The following is a 19,963-nucleotide window of genomic DNA, read 5'->3' as shown; positions in this document are numbered from 1 at the left end:
CCAACATTTACCAATATCTATTAACTGTGTAGTGCAAATATGTCGCACAGATTCTACAACTTCATTCGACGGACTCGTAGTGTTTGGATTATTACCCCCACGGTTGCTCTAACTGTGATTGTTGGACAATCCTGGGGATTTTTTAATTTCCTGGAATGGAAAATGCGTGATCAGTGGATGCGTCAGCAATCATCTGGTGAAATTGCCCAGGAAATTGTAGTTGTTACTATTGATGAACAAGATATCCAATCAGTTGGTAAATGGCCGATTCCTGATCGTTCTCTAGCAGAATTACTGACCAAAATTCGAGCGCAACAACCCCGTGCCATCGGATTAGATTTATATCGGGATTTGCCAGAAGGTAGCGGTCATGGACAACTTGTGGAAGTTTTCCGCACAACTCCCAACTTGATTGGTGTAGAGAAAATTACTGGTGAACGTGTCAATCCGCCGCCAGAACTGAAAAAAAATAACCAAGTAGGAATAGCTGATTTAGTTTTGGATGGCGATCGCTTTGTGCGTCGCGCCCTTTTGACGGCGGTTGATGCCCAAGACGATAACAAAATTAAACCAGGATTAGCGACTGTAGTAGCTCTTAAGTATCTAGAAAAGGAAAACATCACTTTGGAAGCCGTTGATGCAAAACGGCAGATATTCCAACTCGGTAAACAAACTTACCAACCACTAGCAAATCATGTGGCAGGTTATGCCGATGATGATTTAGGAGGCTATCAAATTCTCCTCAACTGGCATGGTTCCGAAGCCGCATTTCACACCGTCACCATGCGTGATGTGTTAGCCGGTAAAGTTGCGCCTAATTTGATGCGCGATCGCATGGTATTTATCGGTTCATCGGCTTCCAGTACCAATGACTTTTTTAGCACTCCCTTTAGTTCTTCTTTGATTTCAGCGCAAAAACCGACACCTGGGGTGGTAATTCATGCCAATATTGCGCTGCAATTAGTGCGCGGTGCAAGAACAGGACAAGCCAATCTAGTGGGAATTTCTGGGATAGCTACGTCATCCTGGATTATTTTGTGGTCTTTAATAGGTTCTGGTGGTAGTTGGTGGGTAGCTAGTGCGCCTACTAAACGACGGATTCCCGGAGGTAAAATCTTTTGGGCAACTGTATGTATGAGTGGGGCAGTTTTAGGGGGTAGCTATGGAATGTTTTTGCGTGGTGTGTTAATGCCAATTACACCCACTTTATTTGCATTTATTAGTAGTGTTATTGCCTCGACCAACGCCTATAAACAGCAGCAATTAGAAGCCACAAATCAGCAATTAGAAATTGCCAATAGTCAACTTTTAGATTATTCCAAAACTCTAGAATTAAAAGTGCAAGAACGCACTCGTGAACTATTAGAAGCCAAGCAAGCTGCTGATGCGGCGAATCAAGCCAAAAGTGAGTTTTTGTCGAATATGAGCCATGAGTTACGCACACCACTTAATGGCATTTTGGGTTTTGCCCAGGTTCTAGAGCGATCGCCCAATTTGACAGAGAAAAACCGAGAAGGTGTCAACATTATCTATCAATGTGGTACACACTTACTGATGTTGATCAACGATATTCTTGACCTGTCTAAAATTGAAGCTCGGAGATTGGATTTAGAGACGGCTAATGTACATTTAGCTAATTTTCTGCACAGTGTTACTGAGATTTGCAGCATCCGCGCCCAACAAAAGGGAATTGCTTTTAAAATTTTGATTAGCGATCGCTTACCAGTCGCAATTCAAACTGACGAAAAACGCCTACGGCAAGTATTAATCAACTTACTAGGTAATGCCATCAAGTTTACAGATAACGGTAGTGTCACCTTTAAGGTAGAGTTACTAGAGACTGGAGACTCGGAGCCAAAAGAGCAAAATACAACATCCCATCCCCAACCACCCACGATCAGAATCCGCTTCCAAATTGAAGATACTGGGATCGGAATGGCACCAGACCAATTGGAGAGAATCTTTTTGGCTTTTGAGCAAGTGGGTGATATTAAGCGCAAGTCTGAAGGTACTGGTTTAGGACTGGCAATTAGTCAAAAAATTGCTAACTTAATGGGCAGTCAGATTCAAGTGCAGAGTAATTTGGGTGAGGGTAGCCTATTTTGGTTTGATTTGACTGTACCAGCACCAGATGATCATGATTGGCAACCCATGATCATTTCTCCCAGCAATCAGAAATTTAACACTGTTGAAGGTAATGCGCCACAGATTTTGATTGTCGATGATGATGAACATCACCGTTATATGTTAGCTAGCTTGTTGCAAGATATTGGTTGTCGTGTCCTAGAAGCTAGTGAGGGTAAACGTGGACTACACCTAGCTAATGAGCATTGTCCAGATGTGATTTTGCTGGATTTAGCTATGCCTAATATGGATGGCTTTGAACTCATGGTTCATTTACAGGAGAAGCCCCAAACTAAGAAGATTCCGATTATTGTTGCTAGTGCGAGTGTATTTGATGATCATCGCCAACGTAGTTTAGAAGCTGGAGCAACGGCATTTTTACCCAAGCCCCTACAAATCAATGAACTCTTTCTAGCTTTGCGATCGCTATTGAAAGCAGACTTCGTGCAAGTTACACCCACACCGAAACAAGCTGATAGTGAGATGGTGTTGCCACCAGAGGATGTGCTGCAACAACTATATCATTTGTCCATGATGGGAGATATACCAGCAATTGAGGGAATTATAGAAGAACTACTCCAACAAGATAGTCGGATGAAAACTTTTGTCAGTGAGCTGAAAAAACTGACTGCTAACTTCCAAACCGCAAAAATACGTAATTTCCTTAAATCTTTTGTTACTACGGAGTCACGCCAATGATGACTGATCATTTATCACAGACGATGTACATCCTTTTGGTAGATGACAATCCTAATAACCTTAAAGTGCTGTCAGAAGCGATTCAGGGATGTGGTTGGAAAGCACTCATGGCCACCGATGGGGAATCAGCGATCGCGCAAGCAGAATATGCTCATCCTGACTTGATTCTCTTAGATGTGATGATGCCTGGTATCGATGGATTTGAAACTTGTCAACGACTTAAATCTCATACCAGCACCAAAAATATTCCGGTTATTTTTATGACAGCTTTATCTGATGCCACAGATAAAGTCAAAGGACTGGAAATTGGAGCAGTAGACTATATTACTAAACCGTTCCAGCAAGAAGAGGTAATTGCACGCTTAAAGTTACATTTGAAAATTTCTCATCTCACCAAAACCCTAGAACAACGAGTGCAAGAACGCACAGCTGAGTTAAGCCAATCTGTACAACAGTTACAACAAACCCAATTACAACTGATTCAAAGTGAGAAAATGTCCACGTTGGGACAATTGGTGGCAGGTATTGGACATGAGATTAATAATCCGGTGGGTTTTCTTGGGGGTAATCGCACTCATATTGAGCAGTATGTCCAAGACTTGCTGCGTCTATTACAACTCTATGAACAAAAGTTACCTGATCCAGATGCCGAAATTGAAGAGTTAATTGAGGAGATAGATTTAGAGTATATCGTTGAGGATTTACCCAAATTACTAGCCTCAATGGATCAAGGAATCACGCGCTTAAAAGACATCAGTTGTTCTCTGAGAACTTTTGCACGTTCTGATATATCCTACAAAGTTGAGTTTCAAATTCACGAAGGTTTAGATAGCACTTTGATGTTGTTAAAACATCGACTCAAAGACCAAGGAAATCGCCCTAAAATTGAAGTAGTAGCAAAATATAGTGACTTACCTCCTATCAGTTGTTACCCTGGGCAACTCAACCAAGTATTTATGAATATTATTGCCAATGCAATCGATGCCTTTGACGAACTACATCAACATCGCTTGGAGCATAATATAGCTCATGATACAACTAACATAATCACGATTACCACGTCGTTTAAGCATGAAGAACAAACAGTGACAGTCTGTATCGCCGATAATGCTTTGGGTATGCCAGTTGAGGTACAAGATAGAATTTTTGAGCCTTCTTTTACGACTAAACCTGTAGGTAAGGGAACTGGGTTAGGATTAGCTATTAGCTACCAAATTATCGTGGATAAACACAACGGAAAAATTGACTGTTTGTCCACCCCTGGAGAGGGAACGCAGTTTGTCATCACTCTGCCAATATAATACCATTTGAAATTTTAGATTTTAGATTTCGGAATGGTTGACTAGTGAGCTTTTCATACATCCATTTGTCGTATTCTTTTTTCCAATTGGTATAAGTTTTTATAAAAGAAAATATATATGTAACATCGTGAAACTTTAATAATTCTACAACTAGGTACTTCAGGGTTTATACCAGTTATGAAGTAAATAGGCGGATTGACAGCAGTATCCGCCGATAAAAACAAACAACAACACTATGAACTTGTTTATCATCGCATTGATTCGGTATTACTGAAGTCTTGAAATTGCATAAATTGCATTAATGGGATGAAGATATTACATAATTAGCGGTAAAATGTCTCAACGCTTTGAATTAAGTTGTGCTAGAAAGTCGAGCATTTCTTTGGCGACAATTTTGGGTGATTCAATAATAAAGCCATGCCCACCACCGTCAATCACTGATAATCTAGCCTTGGGAATCCCTACGGCTAATTGCTGAGAAAACTTCATGGGGGTGAGAATATCTTGTTTGCCTACTAATATGAGAGTGGGGCAAAGAATATTCTGTAGACGATTGATAGTATTCGCACCAAGAATAGCTCGACTATGGTGATAAATACTGTGAACTGGAGGAGAGAAAGGGTAATGTACAGCCCATTCAATGAGCTGTTCTATCATATCTGGCATTGAGTAAAAATTATCGCTGAAAATCCAGGGTAATACGACTTGTTGATACAACTTCGTATCTATGCGCTGAAGGAGTTCTCCCCAGGTGCTGATAATCTGGTTAAATCGTTCATCTCCCTTAGCCAAAGACGAGAGTAATATTAGACTTTTCACCTTTTGTGGATATAGTAAAGCTAGTTCCTGGGCAATTTGTCCCCCCATCGAATGACCTGCAACGTGTACTTGATGAATGTTTAAATGTTCTAGTAATGCAGCTGCATCATGGGCTAATTGTTGTAGGCTATAGGGATTATCTGGTGCAGAACTCCTTCCTATACCCCGATTATCTATACGAATTATCTGATATTGAGCAGTCAAATCAGGCATGATCACTGACCAGTAGGTATGATCACACAAAAAACCAGAAATTAATAACAAGGGTTCGCCCGTACCTTTGCTATCGTAAAATAATTCAATCCCGTTTAAACTTACTTTTGGCATAATTAATCCCTAGGGACAAGTCAAAATTCAATGGTCAAAAGTCAATTTCCTCCATACTTGAGTAAACATGAAAATTGTCTCTATATACAAATCCAATTACGGTAAAGCCTACAAACACCGCCAAACTACTGGGTATAGATACATAACTGTTAATGTCTTTGTTTAAGCAACAATACTTACATAAGGCATAATTTTTGCTTGTAAATCTCTTTAACCAAACCAAAAAAAAGACTATTACAGCGTCAATACAGGTATGATTCTAGAGAATTTTAAATTATCTTTTCATTCCTCACAACTTCCTCATAATTTCTGTATATAACAGCTTTAGAGGTGATGGTTATTAGGTAAAAACTCGACCAACGCCTGATATTACTCAAACTGAATCAAGATATTGGTGTTATTTTTATGAATCACTATTTATTTCATGACGAAGTTACTTTAGCCGAAAAAACCCAAGAACTGGGTAAACAAGCCGTCAAGTTAAAACTGATTCCGGCTTTTGTGATACGTTACTATCCAGATAGTTGGGAATTTTGTATTCCCAACTATGATAATTCCTCTACTGATTGTTTGACAGCACCAGAAGCTTATCTGAAACTCAAAAAACTAGTTGACAGTGCTTTATCTATAGTTTAGAAACAGCAAAATTACCATAGTTGCAAAAAGGAGGTTTGTCTTCTACTTTCTATCGCTTAGTGGGTGTAGGTTACAGGGAAAGATTTTGAATCGAGTTATTAGTGATAACTATTGAGTCTAAAGATCATGATACTTTCACTAACCCCTACCCCCTATGTTCAATATCTCCTATCTAGATTAGATTGGTGACTAAAAAACTAGCAGCAGTTAAAGCCGCGCGATTAGAGAAGACAGCAATTTTTATCTGTGCATTAACTCCAGTACCATCAGGATCAAAGAATAACTCACCCTTAGCTTGATTATAAATGAAGCGATCGCTCTGAGTTTGCGCCGCAGTTCCCAAACGGAATAAACCTGCGTCTAACGTACCAATTTGACTTAACCCAAACTCAGCACCAGACAGGCGTACAGTCTCACCTGCTTGGAAATCACGGATAGTATCAAAAGCAGTTAAACTTCCTGTTAAATCAAAAATATCGACACCAGCATCGCCAACCAGGGTATCAAATCCCGCACCGCCAATTAAGAGATCATTTCCTTGTCCACCAGAGAGAAAATCATCACCACCATTACCAATTAAAGTATTATTGCCAGCATTACCAGTCAAGCGGTTGTTGAGATTATTGCCGGTGGCGTTAATATTGCCATTACCAACTAAAGTTAAATTTTCCACATTGTCAGCCAGAAACGGTAACTCCACAATTGAGAAGATAGTATCTATACCCTCATCGATGGCCTCTATAATAATGTCATCAACACTATCTACCTCATATTGGTCATTGCCAGCACCACCAATGAGGATATCATTACCGCTACCACCATCTAAGCGGTCATTGCCATTACCACCAATTAGGGTATCATTCCCGGCTTTACCCATTAACCAATCATTACCTTCTCCCCCATTTAAGGTGTTGACGGCATTATTACCTGAGATTTGGTTATTCAGATTGTTACCTGTGCCGTTGATAGGATTATTGCCAGTCAAAGCCAAGTTTTCTAAGTTGTCTCCTAGTATCCAATTGATAGAAGAATTGACTTTATCTTTGCCACCCTCAGCAGTTTCAATAATAGTGTCTTGAGGACTATCAACAGTGTAGATATCATCGCCATTCCCACCAATGAGGGTATCATCTCCTAGACCGCCATCAAGGTTGTCGTTACCATCACCACCATAGAGAATGTCGTTACCTTCGTTGCCATAAAGGAAATCTGAGCCATCATTGCCATAAAGGGTGTCGTCACCTGCATTGCCGAAGATGTAGTCATTGCCATTATTGCCATAAAGAGTGTCGTCACCTGCATTGCCGAAGATGTAGTCATTGCCATTGAAGCCATCTATAGTGTCATTGCCTGGTGTTCCACGTAGGATATCGTTCCCTGGTGTTGCTCCAGATGTGGCAGAGTCATTGTCGGTGATGTTAACGGTGAGGGGAGTAATAATACCGTTGTAGTTGCTGTCAGTGCTAGTGACTGTGTGTTGAATGGTGTCTGTGTGAGTGCCTTCGGCTATGGCATCATCAATGGCGGTAACGGTGACGGTTTGAGCAATATTCCAGTTGGTGGTGGTGAAGATGAGAATTGTGGGGTTAGTTGTTAGTTGTAAACCAGAATTAAGATTAATAATGACATCGTTTGTGGGTTGGGTGTTAAGGACGACTGTGTAGGTATCAGTAGCACCGCCTTCAGTAATATTAGTGCTGCCGCCGCTTTGGGTAATTGTTACACCTGCGGTGTTGTTATCGGTGATGTTGGCAATGACATTGGCAATAGTAATACCGTTGTAGTTGCTATCGCTGCTAGTAGCTGTGTGTTGAATTGTGCCTGTGTGAGTACCTTCGGCTATGGCATCATTGACGGCGGTAACGGTGACAGTTTGAGCAATATTCCAGTTGGCGGCGGTGAAGGTGAGGCTTGTGGGATTGGTTGTAGTTTGTGTACCTGGGTTGATATTGATGATGACATCGTTTGTAGGTTGGGTGTTGAGAATGACTGTGTAAGTATCAGTGGCACCGCCTTCGGTAATATTAGTGCTGCCGCCACTTTGAGTAATTGTTACGCCTGCGGTGTCGTTATCGGTGATGTCAACTGTGAGGGGAGCAATAGTAATACCGTTGTAGTTGCTATCGCTGCTAGTAACTGTGTGTTGAATTGTGCCTGTGTGAGTGCCTTCGGCTATGGCATCATTGACGGCGGTAACGGTGACAGTTTGAGCAATATTCCAGTTTTGGGGTGTAAAAACTAACTGGGTAGCACTGGTGGTTAGTTGTGAACCAGAATTAATAGTAACGGTGACGTTAGCAGTTGGTTGACTGGTGAGGACGAGTGTATAAGTATCTGTTGCACCGCCTTCTGTCACACTAGCGTTACCATTACTTTGGTTTACAGCCACAGATATGGGATTGACATCTGCACTGAGGGTTAATATTTGCGTGGCTGTGTTGAAATTATTGTCAACAACCATCACGATTGACTGACGACCATTTGGTAGTGTGGGGCCAAAAGCCAGTCCCTCTATATTCCCAACTGAGTTACTGGAATTGAGAGTTAATAACAGTCGCTTTTGGACTGGTTGAATAGCGGAAATATCTGCTGGTAGTGAATTGAGGCTACTGATATCTGTAGCGTTTTGTAGCTTCACTTCATAGAGTTTAATTGTGTAAGTTGTATTGGCAACTGTACCTCCACTCAAAACAGAACGTTCTAAAGCTAATAATGTTCCCTGGTTATCAATAGCTAATAAATCAACTAAACCATTACCTACGAATGGTCTTGTAGGAGGAGCAGGTGCTTCTGCGGCTGGTTCCGTTACGTATAAGTATTGTTTTTCTGGTTGCCCTGTGACTAGATTGTATTGTATGATACGCGAGCGAGAGCCTGCATTAAATGTAGCTAATGCCCCATCTTGCAAGAGAGCATTTTCTACGGCTGTGTATAGAGTTTGTTGATTGGGGGTGATAGTTAAGCTTTCAAATGCTAAATTATCACGGACACCTGATGTTTGAGTGTCACCTGCATTGACTGTTCCACTATTGTTAGTATCTACGACTACAGGTAAAAAGTTTGTCGGTATGGGCAGCGATCGCACCTCCTGCCCTGTAGATAAATTAAACTCTTTAATAAAGGGATCAATAACACGACCTGCATTGATATTAACTTCACCCTCAGAAGCCACGAAGACTGTACCATTCTGAGTGAAAGCAAAACCTTCTGGATTCAAACTGCCAGAGCTGAAAAAATTCCCATTAATAGTTTTTAAAGGTGTAGCATTGGTAAAAGTTACCTGTGGTGTGGAAATATTAGTTAAGTTAGCAGTAAAAGTATAAAAACGAGCTAATCCATTACTATCGGAACGTGCGTCTGAGAGTGAGTAGTAAACATTATTAATGTCATCGTAAACAACACCAGATAAACCACCTAAAGGCGTTTGAGTATTGTTGACTGTTCCAGCTGCGCCACTAGGGACAAAGCCAGAAACAAATGTGGTAATTCCTTCTAAGGTTACATTCGTAACGGTTTTCGCTATTGTGGAATTATTCGTTGTCATATTTTAGTGATGGGGTAAATGTAACCTCGATATATATGAGGATTCCCCATCAACGACTAAAAAACACTGCCGCTATGATAATTAAACCCAACAACGCCAAGGGGACTAAAAGATTAGGCAGATCCGATACACTCATTACACAACAGTTTTCAGGGATAATTCCTGTTATACAGCAAGCAGGCAAAATGGGGAACTTATGCTTAAATCTCCAGAGACGGTTATTTGGCTACAGGAACGCACAACTTTAGGGATTCTCTCATCCGCAGTGTTAAATGCGATCGCTCCCTTGATGCAAATCCAAGTCATACCCCAAGGAAACAGTCTCATCCTAGAAGATACTCCCCCAAATGCACTTTATATTCTGGTAGATGGTCAGCTAGAAAGTGAAATCACTCATAAAAATAATCCTGTATTTCCTTGCGGTTTTCTCCCAGGTGCAGTTATTAACCTCAAAGAATTACTTTTAGATGAATTTACCCCATACACTATTAAAGCTGTCACTGAATCTCATCTTTGGGTTGTTCCGGCGGCTGAGTTCCGTAATGTAGTTAATCAGTATCCCGAAATTACTCAGGTTTTGTCTCGTCAGTTAGCGCAAGAATTAGCCCAAGTGACATCTGCGTTAACTTATGAACAAGAACGTTCCGTGGCGTTACGGCCGTATTTGGTAACGAAAGCCCAACGGGGAATTGTGGGTACGAGTCGCTACGCCCTCAGACTCAGAGAACAAATTCGCGAAGCTTCAGGTGATAGAGAATCTGTAGAAATTTTCGGCGAACCAGGCTTAGAAAAAGATAATATTGCGGCTTTGATTCACTTTGGTTCGCCAAAACGCCGTGAACCGATAATTAAAGTTAACTGTGGAATTTTACAAACTAGCGGCGCAGACTTATTTGGTCGGGCTGGAGGAAAACCAGGACTATTAGAATGGCTAGGGGAAGGAAGTTTAATTTTAAACAATCTTCAGGAATTACCACCAGAGTTATTACAACCTGTAGCGCAGTTACTCAAAACTAACACTTACACCCCCGTAACTCGGCCAGGAGAACCAACAGCAGCACCCCGCACTAGTAAAGCCAGAATTTTAATAGTTGCGGAAAAAGCCCAGTCTCAAATTGAACGCTGTGTAGGTCATGTGATTAAAGTTCCGCCGCTACGGGTGCGGAAAGCAGATATTCAAGCCCAGGTAGAATATTACACCAGTTTGTATGTGCGATCGCGTGGTCTGACTAAACCCCACATTACCCCTGAAGCTTTGCGTCGTCTCCAATCTTACGATTTCCCTGGCAACCTCAAGGAGTTGAAAAACCTTGTAGAACGGGCAATTGTGCAAGTCGGGAAGGGTAGCGAGTTAACAGAGGAAATTTTCTGGTCGGCGGAAACTAAGAAAAAGCAATTTCGCGTCAATTTGTTAAATCTCTATCCTGGGTTGCGGCGGTTTTTACGGAGTGATTGGTGGCCAGATAAAATTAACTATGGCTTTACTGTGGCAGCATTTGCGTTAGTTGTCGGTGTGTTGTTTGTTGGGCCACAAACACGCGATCGCAATTTTGCTTTAAATTTATTTTGGGCTTGGTGGTGGCCTCTAGTTTTATTAGTTTTCCCCTTTTTAGGGCGGGTGTGGTGTGCTGTTTGTCCGTTCATGATTTACGGCGAAATCACTCAAAAATTATCTTTGTGGTTATTCCCCCGCCAATTGCAACGCTGGCCACGAGAAAAAGCAGAAAAATGGGGCGGTTGGTTTTTATTTGGCTTATTTACGTTAATTTTTCTCTGGGAAGAACTGTGGGATTTAGAAAACACCGCCTATCTTTGTGCTTGTCTACTCCTATTAATTACCTCTGGGGCAATGATTTTTTCCGCCTTGTTTGAAAGGCGGTTTTGGTGTCGTTATCTTTGTCCCATTGGGGGGATGAATGGTTTATTTGCTAAACTCTCCATGACGGAACTACGGGCGCAGCAGGGGATATGTTCTGCAACCTGCACTACCTATCAATGTTATAAAGGTGGTGCGGAAAAGGGGGAAGGGATGGAAACCGACGGTTGTCCTTTATATTCCCATCCCGCCCAGTTAGAAGATAATCGAGATTGTGTATTGTGCATGACTTGTTTAAAAGCCTGTCCCCATCGTTCCGTTGAATTTAACTTACGTCCCCCAGGAATTGAACTCTGGACAACTCATGTACCCTACAATCATGAAGTGGCATTATTATTACTACTATTGGGGGCAATATATCTCCATCGTTTACCGGAATTGCAAGCTAGCTTGGGTTTACAGTTAGATTTAACTCAATTTTGGCTACATTTAGCTATATCTATTCTCGCCTTATTAACACCGGCGGTAGTAGTATTTATTGCCTATGGTTGCATGAAATTATTCAATCCTCGCCGCAAACCCCGCAAATTTATCGAACTCGCCTATGGTTATTTACCCCTAGTCTTAGGCGGAAACTTAGCCCATTACCTGCGTTTGGGTTTGGGCGAAGGGGGAAAAATTTTGCCAGTCACCTTTGCTACCTTTGGCTTACACAGCGAACAATTACCCGTGTTGGTAGCACACCCCGCAGTCATTGCTTTCTTACAAGGTAGCGTTTTAATATTTTCAGTATTGTTAACGATGGTATTAACCCAGAAGATTGCGAAACAACCTTGGAAAAATATGCTTTGGCAACATTTCACAGTTCTGGGACTGGCTGCTAGTATGTGGATGATTATCGTGTTTTAGCAACTTTTTCGCTCCTCAATCTTAGGATGACAGACCATGAAAGTTTTCAAAAGAACCATCAAACCAGAAACCTATATATCGTTTCTCCATATCTACGAAACCACTTGGGGAACGGCTGGTGATATCTGTTTAATTCGTGAGTCTGTGGCCAAAGATAGTACAGTAAAATTTATCGGTCGTAAGGTTCAGTTAGCCATCCCTAAAAGATTAGAGCGCGATCGCCTGGTCAATTGTCCCATTATTAAGGTTGCGGGAAATGTAGGCGACGGACACCCAAAAGACCATCCCCTAGAATGGGAAGTCTACGAAGGGATAGATAAAGAAATTGCTTTAGCTGCACTCAAACCTTGGGGTTTTAAGTTAATTGAAGTTTAGTTGACAATTACGCCTCTAGAAGGAAATGAGGGACAGGGAGCAGGGGGCAAGGGTGAAAATATTTCCCCTCTGCCCCCTGCTAATATTCAAAATTAAAGGTAAAACGGCTTATTTATCGGAAAAAGTATAGGTTCAAAACCGTACTTCGTACCGCTACACGTAGCGTCTCTTCAGAGAAAAAATCCTTGTTACTCAAGGTAGGTAGAAACCCCAACGCCAGTTTTCTTAAGTCGGGAAACCCGTTCACGCCACTCCCCCTTGTGGATGGCTGTCTTTAATTTTGAATTGATTCATAGGGGTTTTCAACGTGAGTGAGGTACAGGCAAAATAATTAAACCCAGATTAAGGCGGATGAATCTGTACTCTATCCGGTGGCAATCCGCTATATATCTTAGCTGAGATGTCGAATGGACTTCACCGAGATTTTTTTTGCTCCTATCTTCGGCTGATTGATGGTGGAGTAATGGTTGCGTACTGTTGCTGTGTCAACGTAGCTTCCTGAATATTAATTCGTTTGGGAATCACACCATTTTTATGGAAGTAATCAGCGATTCGCTGCTGCTCTCTGATTAACTCTGGAGTAATAGCTCTTAAGCCGTAAGAGCGACGACTAAGAACCAAATCCATCACGTCTGGAGGTAGTTTTTGATGTTGTCCTACTAGCTTGGCAGTCTCTTTGGGATTTGCTTGCGCCCAGCGTTGGATTTTATCGATTTCTTCAATGACTATTCGCAGTAATGTAGGGTTATCAATGGCAAACTTCCTCAGTCCAACATAGTAACTACCAGGAGTATCAAGACCTTGGGCATTTCTAATAATCCTTACCTTACCTAATTTCTCTGCTCTTGCTAAATGAGGATCGCCTGTGACCCAAACAGGAATTTTTCCTTCTAGAAATGCACTAGATGCTTCTACGTTAGGAATACTTTGGATTTTAATGTCATTGGGTTTTAAACCCACTTCTTCCAAAGCTCTCAGGATAAAATAATGAGAAGCAGAACCTCTTTGGAAAACTACTGTTTTTCCTTTCAAATCTCTGACGCTTTTAATTGGAGAGTCTGGAGGTACTGCGATCGCACTACCTTTACCACTATTTGCAGTACGTTGTGAACCAACAACATAAACAATTGGCGCACCAGCTGCTTGAGCAAAAATCGGGGGAGTCTCTCCCACAGAACCTAAGTCAATTCTGCCTACATTCATGGCCTCCATCAACTGGGGTCCTTGAGCAAATTGTGCCCATTCTACCTTGACACCCAGAGGTTCTAGCCGCTTTTCCAAAACTCCGGTAATTCTAACTAAATCACCAGCTTGTTGATACCCCATTCTAAGTACATTAGTTTTAATTCCTTGCCTATTTTTGTTTGATGCTTGAGCCACTAAGCTTGGAGATATTGGAAGTAATGTGGCATTTAATTTTGATACTTGGAGTTCGGATAATTCAGCCTGATTGCTATTAGATATTGTGGTATTGCCATTAGTTATTAGTGTTTTATTCACCGCTTGGGTTGTAGTTTTTGTTGCTTCTGCCGTATAACTGACTAACCCTAGAGTTAATAGTCCTGGTACTAAGACTGATGTCAAACGCCGCCAAATTTTGTGAGGTTGAGATTTACTAGTGAACATGATTTCTTGCTAACAGAGGTTGAGATTATGTTTGTTAACGAAGTTAAAGCCTTCAAGTCGATATTTATTAACATAAACATCGATTTGATCAAATTAGAAAATAATGTGAGAGTTACGCAACTCTACATCACAAAGCAATGTTGTCGGATAAGGAGCTATTTGGTTTGACCAAAATATATTGGCTCTTCAGGTTCTTTTATGGAGTCGAATAATAAATAAAATCTAATCACAGCTTATGTTCCTTGCTATGATTGGATTTGATTTTTTTGAGCCTTTCTATAAAATGGCTATTTTAATGCCGTGCCATAAAACTAATGCAAGAACCAATATATTTTTGCCAAGTATTTTAATTATCCAAGTAATTAACTACGTTTTGTCTATAAATAAACCGTAGTTAATTATTTAAAGACAGATTACCATAATAATTTGCCCAAAATCAAGTATTGTTATATAGTTCTTTTCTACAAAAACAACAAGGATAAAAGTAAGGTGTTTACTTTCATCCCTTTGAGTAATTTTGGATAAATTTTAATTATTTATTTCTACAGGTAAAAATCCACCAGCCTGCATTTTCCATAACCTGTAGTAAGCACCACGATTTGCCAATAAATTATCATGACAATCATCTTCGACAATGCGACCTCGATCAAATACCAAGATACGATCTAGATGGGCAATCGTAGATAACCTGTGAGCCACTACAATAACAGTTTTTCCATCCATGACTAAATCTAAAGTGTCTTGAATTGCTTTTTCTGTAATGGAATCGAGGCTAGATGTAGCTTCATCCAAGATGAGAATAGGAGCATCTTTGAGAATTACCCGCGCGATCGCAATTCGTTGTCTTTGTCCTCCAGATAGTTTGACACCACGTTCACCTACCAAGGAATGATAACCGTCTTGGATTTGGCAAATAAAATCGTGAGCATAAGCCTTGCGTGCGGCTGCAATCACTTCCTCATCGGTTGCATCTATGCGTCCGTAACGAATATTTTCTATCAATGTGCGATGAAATAGGGAGGGGTCTTGCGGAATCAAGCTAATTTGCGCGTGGAGAGCATCCTGAGTCATATCTTGAATATCGACCCCATCAATCAGAATTTGTCCTGATTGTGGATCAAATAAACGTAAAATCAAATTCACAAAGGTGGATTTTCCAGAACCGGAAAAGCCCACTAAGCCAACTCTTTCTCCTGGTTTGATCGTGATCGAAAGATTCTCAAAGACTTTCTTCCCATCTGTGTAGCTAAAATTGACTTGCCGAAATTCAATTTTACCTTGGGTAATGGGGTGAGCGACCGCTTGCTCGCGATCAATCAACTCATGGGGTTGAACAATGGTATGCACACCGTTAGCAACATTACCGATGTGTTCAAAAAATTCAATAAACCGTCGGCTTAAATTTCGGGCTTCACTAATAATTAGTAATGATAAGCTAGTCGCTACAACAAAGTCAGCCGCCGCAATTAATCCTTGACTCCACAGCGAAAGTGAGTAATATAAAGTCCCGATTTTCAAAATTGCGGCTGAGATGAACTGAAACCAGCGAATTCGCTCCGAATACCAATTAGACTTTCTCACCTCTTTGAGTTCGTGCCTTAATTGCTCATTTAAATAACGTCTTTCAAAACCCAAACGAGCAAATAATCGGCTACTGCTGAGATTTGTTACCGCGTCTACAATTATACCAGTCGTCTCACTTCTAGCAGATGCGGCTCGGCGGGAGTAAATTCGGCAGCGAGTCGCCAGCCAAAAGGAAATACTGATAAACAAAACTGCCCACACACCCACAAATGCAGCCAGAGGAGGATATACACGATACAACAAAATCGTGGAGACAATATACACAATGATCACAGACATAAATTCCGTAATCAGCATTTGCATTGTCTGAGTTACACCCAAAGAAGTTTCACCGATGCGATGTGCTAATGCGCCAGCAAAACTACTGCTCAGGTAACGATGGGAATGATGTTGCAAGTAAGCATATAGAGAACGGACAATATGTTGCCGATGAATGGGATGAAGGATGGTTTGCAATAGTCCGGCTGTTCGTCCAAAGACAACTTCACCGACACTTAAAGCGGTGAACAGCATCAAGGGTTGGCTAATAGCAGCAAAAATTTGCTGGTTATTTCCAGGCGATCGCGTCACGCTACGAATAATTTCACCTATCGCATAGGGGAGCATAATTCCGCAAGTGGCGTGCAGTATCTCCGAAATGACCATTGCTAAATACCACCATCGAAACTGGTTCACAAAATAACAAATAAATCGAAATGGTGTATCAGGCAAATTTGGTGCATTAGCAGCACGTTGAAAAGATTTAGAAATTCTTACCTTCTTTGTCATGCAATTTGATCTCGCATTTATAGCGATTCACAATTAATAGCTTGTTCACAGAAAATGGAAATAGACGGCTGATTTAGCCGCCCCATCTAGTTAAATAATTCTGATGAGAAAATGTGCAAAATTCCTGTTCAATACTTTCATCTGAACATACAACAGTTTGTAATGTTTCTCAAAACATCATCTAAACCATAATTTCTGCTGGTGTAATAGCAGCATACAAATCAGATGGAAGTAAGGCTTCTTTAATATCAATTTTTTTAGGAATAACACCTGTTTCAAAGAACAAATCTGCTACACGTTGTTGTTCTGCTATCAATGCAGGACTTAATCCTCTACGTCCAGCGAAAGTACGACGAGACATGACTTTGTCAGCTACATCTGGCTTAAGTTTTTGTTCTGTGATCATCAATTTTTTCACTTCATCTCGATTTGCTTCCGCCCATTTATCAAGGGCATGAAGTTCTTCAATCACTATTTTCAGCACTCCAGGATTTTCTTGTGCAAATTTCCTGTCAGCGACGTAGTAACCACCAGGAGTATCTAGCCCTACACCATCTCTAAGAACACGAATGCGACCCATTTCTTGGGCGATCGCATAGTGGGGATCTCCACTCACCCAAACAGGTATTTTCCCTTCGATAAAAGCAGCCCTAGCTTCAACATTCGGAATACTCTTGATTTTAATGTCTTTGATGGTCAAACCAATTGACTGCAAAGCTCTTAGTATAAAATAATGTGATGCCGAGCCTTTTTGAAAATATACTTCTTGTCCCTTAATCTCCTCAAGCTTTTGTAGCGGGGACTCTGGAGGAACAGCAATCACACTACTTCTGCCGGTTGTTGCGGTTCTTTGCGTACCAACGACGTAAACAATTTCTGAACCAGCGACTTGGGCAAAAATTGGCGGTGTTTCTCCCACTGATCCCACATCAACCCTACGGGCCGCCATCCCTTCCATAAGTTGAGGCCCTTGGGCAAATTGTAACCATTCAACCTTGATTCCTAATGGATCTAAGCGTTTCTCCAAAACTTGCCGATTGCGGACGAGATCCCCTGCACTTTGATAACCCATGCGGAGAACTTTAGTTTTGATCTCCAGAGAACTGCTACTATTTGCCACATTCTGTTGGCTTTGTTGGCTACAACTTCCCAACAGATAAGCCAAGGAAAAACCACCTACACTAGATGTGGCAAAATTGATAAAACGACGGCGGTTAATCATATTCGATTGATTGATGAAAACTACTGAATGTTGAGGTTGACGATAGTAGGACTTACGCAACTGGCATATTTTTTATGTAGGGTGTGTGACGCTGCGAAACGATTTGAACGTAGTAATAAGACTTATAGCGTCACGCACCTACCATTGATTGTGACACTGGCGTAAGTCCTGGATAGTTCTAAAAAGCTACTAAATATGCAATTCAATGTTTCCAAACAACATGAATTGTTGCTGTCAATTCTTCTTTAAATTCTCCAGAAGGCTCAACTGCTAGTAATGCTTCTGTGATATCTGCTTCAAAAGCTTCCGTTTGCTCGCCATAGAAAATTTTCAAGGAGAAAGCTGTAGTGTATAGATAGCCAATATAGCTAGAGACTGTCCAAGACTTTTCAAATGGCACTTCATAAACTTCTTGACGAGCAAATTGGGAATTAGCAATGACAACTTCGTGCGGAGGATCAACTGGTTTACGAATACCTTGTCCACGCTGTCCAGTGCGTCTTTCTTCGCCTAACCATTTTTTCACAACTCCAATTGCGGCTTGTTTCCAAGGTAAGGAACTTACCCAAGGATTATCACCAGTATTAAGAAGTGCGATTCCTCCATCTTCTGTTAATAATTCATACAGGCGTTCTAGTACCAGTTCCCGTTCCATCCAATGAAAAGCTCTACCAATAGTAGCTAGATTAAATACTCCTAAACTAGAGTTAATCAGTTCTGCACCTTGTTCTAGCCAAGTAATATTATTCGCTCCTGCTTTTACTGCTTGTTGTTGCGCTTCCCGCAGCATTTCTGCATCAGGATCTATCGCTACTACTTCCTGAAATTTCTTACTAAGGGGAATAGCTATTAAACCAGGGCCAGTCCCTAAATCTAACAGTCTTCCTTGACCATTTAGATGAAATATTTCCGTTAGTTTATCGAATACAGCAGGCGGGTATTTAGTTCTATATTGAGCGTAAACCTCAGCCGCACCCTCAAATAATGTTGGATCGTAACTAGGTAGTGTTTTCAGTTGAGTCATAGATTAATTGTTGAGTTCAGTTCATCAATCTAGATTTGAAGATTGTTTACTATTGGGCGTGATCAAAATTTCCCTTAGCCCAGTTGAGTTATGTTTTGAAGTCCTATATTCTTATCTTCTAAATACATTTACATGATTTTTCATCTAGGGAGTTCCATAAACTAATTTATCCCATCGTGAAAAACAAGGATAAAGCTCAAATTCTGACTCCTGTGCTTTATCTTATGTCTTTGCTAACAAGATAATTAATTCGATATTTTTGACTTTAAAAGTCTTTGATCAGCCCAAATCATATCTCTCTTGACTTTGGCTAAATAGTCAGTCAATGGGATACTTGTAATGTATTTTTATTATCTACTTTAAATCGATTGATTTACCGTAGTTTGTTCTTTAACAGAGCATCTCACATCTTTATGAAAAATGCAAGTATGCCTCAAAACAAGTTTGCTAATAATTTTTTACAAATTTTGCAGTCTTTAACAGTCCAGAACACAACCGAGCTAAGAGTAGGATTTAGGTGCTGCTTTCGTAGCTTGACTAGCTAGGTAAGTAGAACGGTGTAAATAATTCAAGGTTTGTAGTGTTCGCGCAAGCGTCTCGTAGAGAGGACTTTAGTCCTCTGATAAGGACTGAAGTCCTTACTACGAACTAGATTCCAATCTTTTTACCTTACTTCACATAGTTTGGTTTTTTCGAGTCGTTCTACTTAGTATTGGTTTGAACTTCCAGAATAGTTTATTAATCTAGGCTTTTCGTCCAAAATTAGTATTGCCCACAACTTGTGGGTATTTAGAAACTTCCAGAAAATAAATTCTTTAATCAGAGGAAATATAATCATTGGATTTTTCTCCCCCTGCTCTCTGTCTCCTTGCTCTCTCCCTGATAACAACTACAAATATTTACCCTGTTCTACCTACCTAGAGTGTGATGTCATCAATAAAATCTGATCAAAATCTTTTTCTTCCTACTTCCTATCTTTTAATGTTGCTTTTTACAGAATTTGGTGTAAAATTTTGGCTATAATCTACGGTAAATTGGTCGATATACTGTATTTAATAACAAAGTCCTCAAAGATGGGGTCAATTTTATAGGCAAAATCATCTTCGTCTGCGGACTCTACACCATTCCTCAAGAGTTCTTCATGACTTATAAAAAATATACAATTGCCTAAATGTTTCTACGTGGATTA

At 40.7% G+C, this 19,963-nt stretch carries 11 protein-coding genes; 5 read left to right on the top strand and 6 right to left on the bottom strand.

Translation table 11 applies throughout. The features are described 5' to 3' along the window. The first annotated feature begins 39 nt into the window (after positions 1-39). Together CLI64_RS15230 and CLI64_RS15225 are read left to right on the top strand one after the other, a co-directional pair. On the top strand, positions 40-2,823 hold the full coding sequence (locus tag CLI64_RS15230; RefSeq protein WP_103138004.1) for a CHASE2 domain-containing protein: 2,784 nt from the start codon (positions 40-42) through the stop codon (positions 2,821-2,823). After that, on the top strand, positions 2,823-4,124 hold the full coding sequence (locus tag CLI64_RS15225; RefSeq protein ID WP_374703972.1) for a response regulator: 1,302 nt from the start codon (positions 2,823-2,825) through the stop codon (positions 4,122-4,124). Before CLI64_RS15230 ends, CLI64_RS15225 begins: the two co-directional genes overlap by 1 nt. Before the next feature lie 339 nt (positions 4,125-4,463). Here the strand turns inward: CLI64_RS15225 and CLI64_RS15220 are convergent, their stop codons facing one another. After that, positions 4,464-5,270, bottom strand: coding sequence for an alpha/beta fold hydrolase (locus tag CLI64_RS15220; RefSeq protein WP_103138002.1), 807 nt, complete (start codon positions 5,268-5,270; stop codon positions 4,464-4,466). Positions 5,271-5,675: 405 nt separating this feature from the next. Between CLI64_RS15220 and CLI64_RS15215 the strand changes: the two genes are divergently transcribed. Then, a complete protein-coding gene (locus CLI64_RS15215) occupies positions 5,676-5,906 on the top strand; it encodes a hypothetical protein (protein ID WP_103138001.1) in 231 nt (76 codons plus the stop codon). Positions 5,907-6,078: 172 nt separating this feature from the next. On the opposite strand, the gene CLI64_RS30820 is transcribed toward CLI64_RS15215, so the two are convergent. After that, a complete protein-coding gene (locus CLI64_RS30820) occupies positions 6,079-9,450 on the bottom strand; it encodes an esterase-like activity of phytase family protein (RefSeq protein WP_157943276.1) in 3,372 nt (1,123 codons plus the stop codon). A 196-nt stretch (positions 9,451-9,646) separates the two neighbouring features. Between CLI64_RS30820 and CLI64_RS15200 the strand changes: the two genes are divergently transcribed. Continuing rightward, a complete protein-coding gene (locus CLI64_RS15200) occupies positions 9,647-12,175 on the top strand; it encodes a cyclic nucleotide-binding domain-containing protein (protein WP_103138000.1) in 2,529 nt (842 codons plus the stop codon). Positions 12,176-12,211: 36 nt separating this feature from the next. Continuing rightward, positions 12,212-12,550 carry a hypothetical protein gene (locus CLI64_RS15195; RefSeq protein ID WP_103137999.1) on the top strand — a complete coding sequence of 113 codons (339 nt, stop codon included), beginning with the start codon at positions 12,212-12,214 and terminating at the stop codon, positions 12,548-12,550. A 435-nt stretch (positions 12,551-12,985) separates the two neighbouring features. On the opposite strand, the gene CLI64_RS15190 is transcribed toward CLI64_RS15195, so the two are convergent. From CLI64_RS15190 to CLI64_RS15175, 4 genes are all read right to left on the bottom strand, one after another. Continuing rightward, positions 12,986-14,176, bottom strand: a complete 1,191-nt coding sequence (locus CLI64_RS15190) for an aliphatic sulfonate ABC transporter substrate-binding protein (protein WP_225977356.1) — start codon at positions 14,174-14,176, stop codon at positions 12,986-12,988. A gap of 528 nt (positions 14,177-14,704) precedes the next feature. After that, positions 14,705-16,528 carry an ABC transporter ATP-binding protein gene (locus tag CLI64_RS15185; protein WP_103137998.1) on the bottom strand — a complete coding sequence of 608 codons (1,824 nt, stop codon included), beginning with the start codon at positions 16,526-16,528 and terminating at the stop codon, positions 14,705-14,707. Between the two features lie 181 nt (positions 16,529-16,709). Further along, positions 16,710-17,750, bottom strand: a complete 1,041-nt coding sequence (locus tag CLI64_RS15180) for an aliphatic sulfonate ABC transporter substrate-binding protein (protein ID WP_103137997.1) — start codon at positions 17,748-17,750, stop codon at positions 16,710-16,712. Between the two features lie 202 nt (positions 17,751-17,952). After that, a complete protein-coding gene (locus CLI64_RS15175; RefSeq protein ID WP_103137996.1) occupies positions 17,953-18,774 on the bottom strand; it encodes a class I SAM-dependent methyltransferase in 822 nt (273 codons plus the stop codon). Positions 18,775-19,963: the final 1,189 nt, after the last annotated feature.

The sequence above is a fragment of the Nostoc sp. CENA543 genome (assembly GCF_002896875.1).
Taxonomy (GTDB): Bacteria; Cyanobacteriota; Cyanobacteriia; order Cyanobacteriales; family Nostocaceae; genus Trichormus.
The sequence above is the reverse complement of the archived record's forward strand: the minus strand, read 5'-3'. Positions and strand labels throughout refer to the sequence as shown.